This window comes from Proteus faecis, from assembly GCF_030286765.1.
Taxonomy (GTDB): Bacteria; Pseudomonadota; Gammaproteobacteria; order Enterobacterales; family Enterobacteriaceae; genus Proteus; species Proteus faecis.
The window spans coordinates 24,489-31,666 of the sequence record NZ_JASVWV010000019.1 but is presented as its reverse complement, the minus strand read 5'-3'; the positions used below and the strand labels follow the sequence as shown (position 1 = coordinate 31,666).

9 protein-coding genes are annotated in these 7,178 nt (G+C 43.9%); 1 reads left to right on the top strand and 8 read right to left on the bottom strand.

What is annotated here, in order from left to right:
* Positions 1 to 64: 64 nt before the first annotated feature.
* The 6 genes from QSH13_RS16915 to QSH13_RS16890 all read right to left on the bottom strand — a co-directional run bounded on the left by QSH13_RS16915 (position 65) and on the right by QSH13_RS16890 (position 3,898).
* On the bottom strand, positions 65 to 577 hold the full coding sequence (locus QSH13_RS16915; protein WP_073519517.1) for a hypothetical protein: 513 nt from the start codon (positions 575 to 577) through the stop codon (positions 65 to 67).
* 109 nt (positions 578 to 686) lie between these two features.
* Positions 687 to 1,043 (bottom strand): hypothetical protein, encoded by a 357-nt coding sequence (locus tag QSH13_RS16910; protein ID WP_073519516.1) that lies wholly within the window; start codon positions 1,041 to 1,043, stop codon positions 687 to 689.
* A gap of 94 nt (positions 1,044 to 1,137) precedes the next feature.
* The gene (locus QSH13_RS16905; protein WP_228395556.1) at positions 1,138 to 1,575 is read right to left on the bottom strand and encodes a hypothetical protein; all 438 of its coding nucleotides are present in this window, start codon (positions 1,573 to 1,575) and stop codon (positions 1,138 to 1,140) included.
* A gap of 84 nt (positions 1,576 to 1,659) precedes the next feature.
* A complete protein-coding gene (locus QSH13_RS16900) occupies positions 1,660 to 2,022 on the bottom strand; it encodes a hypothetical protein (protein ID WP_228395555.1) in 363 nt (120 codons plus the stop codon).
* 348 nt (positions 2,023 to 2,370) lie between these two features.
* A complete protein-coding gene (locus tag QSH13_RS16895; RefSeq protein WP_073519513.1) occupies positions 2,371 to 2,982 on the bottom strand; it encodes an SGNH/GDSL hydrolase family protein in 612 nt (203 codons plus the stop codon).
* A gap of 7 nt (positions 2,983 to 2,989) precedes the next feature.
* Entirely contained in the window at positions 2,990 to 3,898 is a 909-nt protein-coding gene (locus QSH13_RS16890; protein WP_073519512.1) for an integrase domain-containing protein, read from the bottom strand.
* 400 nt (positions 3,899 to 4,298) lie between these two features.
* Here QSH13_RS16890 and QSH13_RS16885 point away from each other — a divergent pair, with 400 nt between their 5' ends.
* On the top strand, positions 4,299 to 4,520 hold the full coding sequence (locus tag QSH13_RS16885) for a hypothetical protein (protein ID WP_286039388.1): 222 nt from the start codon (positions 4,299 to 4,301) through the stop codon (positions 4,518 to 4,520).
* Positions 4,521 to 5,222: 702 nt separating this feature from the next.
* Here the strand turns inward: QSH13_RS16885 and QSH13_RS16880 are convergent.
* Together QSH13_RS16880 and QSH13_RS16875 are read right to left on the bottom strand one after the other, a co-directional pair.
* Positions 5,223 to 5,945: a 4'-phosphopantetheinyl transferase family protein gene (locus QSH13_RS16880; protein ID WP_073519511.1), complete on the bottom strand. Its 723-nt coding sequence runs from the start codon at positions 5,943 to 5,945 to the stop codon at positions 5,223 to 5,225.
* A 166-nt stretch (positions 5,946 to 6,111) separates the two neighbouring features.
* Entirely contained in the window at positions 6,112 to 7,158 is a 1,047-nt protein-coding gene (locus tag QSH13_RS16875) for a 3-deoxy-7-phosphoheptulonate synthase (protein WP_073519510.1), read from the bottom strand.
* Positions 7,159 to 7,178 lie beyond the last annotated feature (20 nt).

Genomic DNA, 7,178 nt, shown 5'->3' with positions numbered 1-7,178 from the left:
AATGCCTCCGGATTACAGCGGGATAAATCCGCTATCAGTTCCCGTATCGTACAGGCTCTGGCCATTATCCTGCCTCCGGCACATCAATGCCTTCCGGTAACGTCAGGATAAGATAAGGGAATGCCTTGCTGACATAGTCCAGCACCGGTTGCCAGTCCCGGATATCCCCGTCAGAAGAGACCGAAAAATATCCCGGGCACAGGTTGTGCAGCAGCAGTAATGCCGCCACCACAAACACGTCATAAGGTTTATACGCCGTCTTGCAGCAATCCCAGTAGTCCTCAACGGGGATTTCGCGCTGTACAATAAACGTCTCATGATTCATGTCATCAGCCGCATTGCCGTTAAAACAAAGTGCCTCACCGTCATCGGTGAATAATGAACCATCGTTCAGCCGGTTTTCACCCAGACCATCACACAACACTATGATTTTATCCAGGTATCCGCCGCATATCTGCTCTGCGGATATAGGATTGGCCAGATAGTGGTGATAGAGCTTGTCCAGATGTTCACGGAAGTTCTGCCACATCAGGGGGTCAACGCTTTGTTTTTGTGTAAAATAATGTGTATATCCCATGTGATAAATCCTCATTCTGATTAAAAAATGGCGGATTCATCCCCTGACGGAAATCAATCCGCCGGGCGGGGTCATAATAAAAAGTCAACAGTGTTGTCAGTACGACAAATCAGCGACACCAGGCATAACGCACCTGCGCCAGCTGGTATGTCAGTCCAAATCCGGCACGGTATGCCGCTTTTGCGGAACAAAATGTCCTGCTGTCCAGCGAGGTCATCAACGAATGAAAGCGGTATTCTTTCGAATGTGCGCCCAAACGTACGGTAATGCGAACCCTGAATTGCCGGGGATTCACTTTCACCACCGTCGCACGGTAAGCGCGCCGGCCGGTCCGGTTAATTATCCACGGCAATTCATCGGGTATCCCTGACGGGACAAACGGTATACGGTCATAAAAACGGTACAGCCGCTGCATGATCAGGCTCAGAAATGAAAACGGTTTGTTTTCAGGCAGTAAAACAGACATGTGTATTTCTCCGGTAAAAAAAGACGGAGAAACCACCACCTGACGGGGAAGTTTCCCCGTCGGTGGGTAAGTTAAAACAGAAAATGGTGGCGGATTAATTACTCAGTTCAATACCGATGAGGTATTCATCAGCCATCTCCATTGCCATCCATTCAGTGACAGTCTCATCCTGGCCGGCTTCACAGCCTTTCTGCCAGACCGCTGCATCAATCCGCTGACCGATATCCGGTAAACGGCGAAGCAGACATGCCGGCCAGGGTCTCATCAGACCATCCGCCTGCCATAGTAATAATCTGCCGTAAGCAAATCCGGCATCATAAAGCGTACACTGCATCAGCGAAACGGAATGAGGACGGTTTTGCTCTCCGGCATACCTTTCAGCCAGTTTCAAATCAGCCTCAACATTTCGCAGTATCCGGGCTTCCTCAACCAGCCACATCAGCCATTCCCAACCCCGGGAATAGCGACAGACGTGATCGGCCACAAAGAACAGCCCACGGGCAATGCCATCAATCAGGTTAAATAACGTCATCGGAGCTTCTCCTTTATCAATCACGGGAAAAGCCCCACGGGCCTTATTCCCGTATGGGGTCGTAAAATCAGTGAATCTCCTTCGTTAAGCACCAAACATCAGCGCCTCAACCGGATCTTCAAACTGTGCATTTTTGACCGCGTCGTTGTAAATGCGACGAAAATCAGACGCATAAGGTGTTTGCTCAGCCGCATCCCAGACTACGCGGACCCTTTTCTCAAGATGTGGACGGGTAAAATCAGCCTCAACGGATAACACGCCCAGTTGCTCTGCAACGGCACTGATTATCCAGAAGTTCGGCGGAAAATTATCTTCGTCCATACACTCGCCAATATCCAGATGGACAAAAGCAAGAACCATGTCGAGATCACCTGACAGGTGATGCAATAGTGTGAGATAGTGCAAATCGTCAAAAAAAGACGATTGGGGAAATGTAGATACCCTCATTGAATTTCTCCTGAAAAAACGGAGAAATTCCCTGATGACGGGAGATTTCCCCGTCAGTGGGCAGGTTATATGAAACGTTGCGTAAAAATAATCCTGATGATAATACAGTCTGATTATCACCCTCCGTCAATTTCAAGGACGAACGGAGTTCTGTCATCGCCCGTAGGCCCTCGTCTCAGATGACCCGAGGATTGGCAGTAGCAATCACCCGTAGGCGTTCCTCTCAGATTGCCGGAACATTGGCATCGCTGTCACCCGTAGGCGCTTCTCTCAGACAACCGAAGCATTGGCAAGTTGCATTACGCAACGAGATAAGCAGATTCATTTTTAGCCGTTTTTTTATCTTTGTCAATCCTGCCCATTCAGGATTTTTACCACTTCTCTGATCACCCGTACTCCCCCTTTACGGGTAATATGTATTCCATCATCAGTTCGTACAGTTTCATTATGAATAACAGATTGCCATTGCGTTCCTAATATATGAGGCTGATTAATATCCAGATAATGAATATTTAATAACATCGCACTGTGTTTAATTATATGCCGGGTATGTATTAAATAACGTTCATGTTCCGGATTTTTTAAATGTGGTGGAGATATCCAGACAATTGTCGCTAACGGATTTTCACTTTGAATTTCAGCAATGAATTGAAATACCAGACTGTAATATTTGAGCCATTCATCCGAACCATATTGAACAAAATCATTTGTTCCGAGACTAATAATCACATTATCAAACTCCCGCAAATCGAAATTATTCACAAAAGCGATCCAATCTTTTTTGTTTTTATTTATTAAACCCGAACCAGAAACATATTCTGTTTTTATCTTTTCGTCCAAAATATATTTTGCGGACTTTTCATAAACAGCCGTTAACGAATCACCTAAAAATAATGTCTTCGCCATTAACGGAAAACAAAAAGCAAAATTAATAAATAAAATAATTAAATAGGCTTTCATTTTTATCTTATTCCTCAACATCCCCTTTCTGACTATAAACTCGTTTAATATAATCGCCACGACCGTCACCATGCCCTAAATCCATGGAGGTTAATGCATAAGATTCTTTTTGACTGAATCCCTGACTGAGATAATATTTTTCAACATCCTGAGCATAGGCATACCGTAAACCATGATTTGATTCTTCGTGAATAAATCCGCCTATCCGTCGCATCACATTAATATAACGATCTTTGGCAGAATGTAATGACGGACGATTAATTAAATAACCGTTATGTTTATCCGCATATTCAATGGCTTTATTAATTAATGTTAATACACGGGCTTTATCCGGCACTAATGCTTCACGGGGTCTGCCTCCTTTTGTACCAAAAACCACATGAACACGATCTTTACCGTTTTTAAGCGCCTGCTGCCAGGTCCGTAATGATTTTACTGACTGCACGGCTTCTTCATTTCTCAGCCCCAGACTACGGGATAACTGCATGGTTAATGCCACTCCCTGATCATAAGGCTCAATCCGGGCGAGCGCTCCGTGAAAGCGCTCGTCCGATATCGCGGTACGGGTGCCAGCCCTGCTGGCACCTGAAATCCCCAGCGCCTCATTACTGAGGCGCTCATGTTTAGGGTCAGCCAGTTTATGACGTCCGGCAACACGAAATATCGCCCGGATAGCCGACATTTCGTTTTGACAGGTGCGTAAACTGATATTCTGTTCTCTACGCGCATGGATATACATTTCAATATGGCGGGATTTCAGTTGCTCAACAGATCGTATCTGAATATTCAACCCAGCCAGCTCTGCCGCAACCCGTTCTGCAATTTTGACCCGGTCTGCAATGGTTTTAAAGCTCCCTCCGGCCTGACGTGCAAGGATATGCATTTCACGGGACAGGGCTTTTGCTCTTCTGGACATTCTCTGATTCTCCGCCTCTTTCTCTCTCAACGGGTTACCTTTTCCCAGCGCGACGGTTTTATATTGCGCATCCTGCGACCTGACAGATACCTGAGCACCGGGGCGATAAAAGGTTGAGTTGTTGAGAGGTATCAAATCAGTTCTCTGAACTGTTTGCGGTCATCAGACCGGTCCCTGTTATCAGGGCACCTCCGTCCGTCAGTTTCCTGACGTCGCCTTGGTATCGTGTCGTTTTTTCTCCTTTTTTCATAATGTTATACGTTTTTATCATCATATAAACGTTGAGCGTTGAAAGACTTTCAGCCGTTCTGAGCAATGCATTACATGTCTGTCAGATTGTCAGTTTTGCTGTAAGACCAGTATTGAAGCGTTCTGAGCGTATGCACTTGCGTGCGTCACTTTGTCTTCATTTCACTTGACGAAAGTGACGCACGCCCGTCATTCTGCTGCTCAATGTATTGCTCCGAAGATGCCACTTTCCAAAGCTGCGCAATGGAAACGCGTCATACCGGGCATACAAAGGTTGCAGAAAGCAGGACGTATTCGTCAGAACACATCAGAAGAGGCAGATACACGTTATCGCGTACTCTGCTTGTTTGTGGATATCCGGGTAACCGGATAGCAGTGACATGGTCACTGAAGCGCAGTTAATCCTGATGATAACCCTGTTCGGTTATCACCCTCCGTCGATTTCAAGGACGAACGGAGTTCTGTCATCGCCCGTAGGCCCTCGTCTCAGATGACCCGAGGATTGGCAGTGGCAATCACCCGTAGGCGTTCTTCTCAGATTGCCGGAACATCGGCATTGCTGTCACCCGTAGGCGCTTCTCTCAGACAACTGAAGCATTGGCAATGTTGCGTTATGCAACGGTATAACACGATAAATTTAATCAAACTTTCTTTTTTTCGTCAATACAGAAAAGAGGGAATATTTTCCTCTTTTCTACCTACTTTCAAACACTAAAATCAGCTATATGCTTAATTTATTACTTCAGCACCAAAACAAACTTTATTATTGATAGAACAAAACCATAAAGAACCTTCAGTGCAATAAAATAACAAGAGAATCACGAAAACATAGATAAAATCATTCAACTCAGAAAAGACAAAGTTTTCTGTAGAAAACTACTCATGATTTATAAACATTCAGTATTTTCAAATAGATTTATTTGTTAACTAAAAAAGAAATATCATTATTTATGTAAAGAAAACGAAGTGAATGTTAGTGTTCTTGCGTATTATCTGATCAGGTAAAGTTCAAGTTTTATAAAATGGAACTCTTCTAAAGCCAACCGAAAGTGTTTTCAAAAAATTATACTTATACTTATACAGATACAACAACCATAGTAATTACACTACCCTGAGAAATCATATAATGACCAGTAGTACGATATCCTATACTCAAACTCGGTGATAACTGTCTGGTTAGTTCCAGTGTAAAACTCTGGTTATGTGAGTCAAATTCGCATAGCTTCGCAACCTCAAAATCAAATATATGGTGTACTAGTGGATATAATGCTTTGAACAAACTCTCTTTCGCAGAAAAAACTATATGCAACATTGTCTCAAATGGAAGAACGTTTGCTGTCAATAAGGCACATTCGTCATCTGTAGCAAAATTATTAGCAATCTCCTGTATTATGTAAGGACGAAAAATTTCAATATCAACTCCTAGATTTATACTTGTGTAATTTGGCGTAAGAACAGCAATAGCCAATGTTTCTGTATGAGAAATACTTCCTCGCCAACCAATTGGCCAAATAGGTGCGCGATCTGCACCAGTAGCAACAACACCATTATATCCAACTTCTTGTAACAACTGTCTAGCAGCATAACGTCCAGCAAGATACTCTGCCCGACGTTTTGTAACAGCTGATTTCAATATATCCGGAAACGGAAGCATGAAATGAACAAACAGGGAGTCACTATAAACAGACTTATCATACTCTACCAGACAAACGCTTATTTCTTGATATTTTTTCGCAAAGCCAATGCCCTGCTGGCGAATAAATCCGGATGTGGTAATACACTCTTCAAAAATAAACATATTCTTTAATTACCAAAAGTTACTTTGTATTTTGGCTGCTCCAAAAAGAGAATAAAGCAACATGCGAGCATATGGATATACCAACATGCAGAATTCATTCTGATATCCTCAAAATTTATAAATGATGGATATATTCCCATTTATTAAAATTATTGGTTCTAAAAGGCTAACTTTGAGAAAAACGCGAGTCTACTGCTTCCGCCAGCATAGACAATAACTGCACACTATCCATCCAGCTCAGACAAGGATCGGTGATCGACTGCCCATAAGTCAAAGCCTGCCCTGAAATAGCCGACTGAGAGCCCTCTATCAGAAAACTTTCCACCATGACGCCAGCTATAGCCTTCTCCCCCATGCTAATCTGCCGACAAACTTCCGTTGCGACCATTAACTGATTACGTGCTATTTTCTGGCTGTTACTGTGGCTAAAATCGATCATCAAATACACAGGTAGATTGTAAGCATGCAGCCTACCACACACGGCGGCAATATCCGCTGCATGGTAATTCGCTTTTTTCCCCCCACGCAAAACTATATGGCCGTGAGCGTTGCCCTTAGTCTGATAAACCGCCATCCGCCCATGTTGATCTTGTGAAAAAAATGTATGTCTATTGCGAGCAGATCGAATGGCATCAATAGCGATGGCAACATTACCGTCGGTACCATTTTTAAATCCGATTGGGCAAGATAATGCTGACGCCATTTCACGGTGTACTTGGCTTTCCGTCGTTCGCGCACCAATCGCCCCCCAACTAATTAAATCGGCGATGTAGCGCCATACCAGCACATCCAAATACTCTGTGGCGGTGGGAAGCCCAAGCTGATTGATATCTAGCAGCAGCTGCCGTGCAGTTTCTATACCACGGTTCACTTGGTAACTACCATCCAACGCCGGATCGGAAATCAATCCCTTCCATCCCACCACCGTACGTGGTTTTTCGAAATAGGTACGCATAACGATTTCCAGTCGATCCTTATACAGCTCGCGCTGGATCGCAAGCAGCCCAGCATACTCCTGTGCAGCATCCCTATCATGAATTGAACAGGGTCCAATCACGACCAGCAACCTTTTATCTTCCCCATTCAGAATGCGTCCAATACGTTCACGTGTTCCAATAACATTATTAATAATGTCAGCAGATGCTGGTAATTTCGCCGCTAATTTATCGGGAGTTACTAAATTGTCGATACGCAATTCATCTATTTTGTACATAATGTTCCCTGTTACAATAT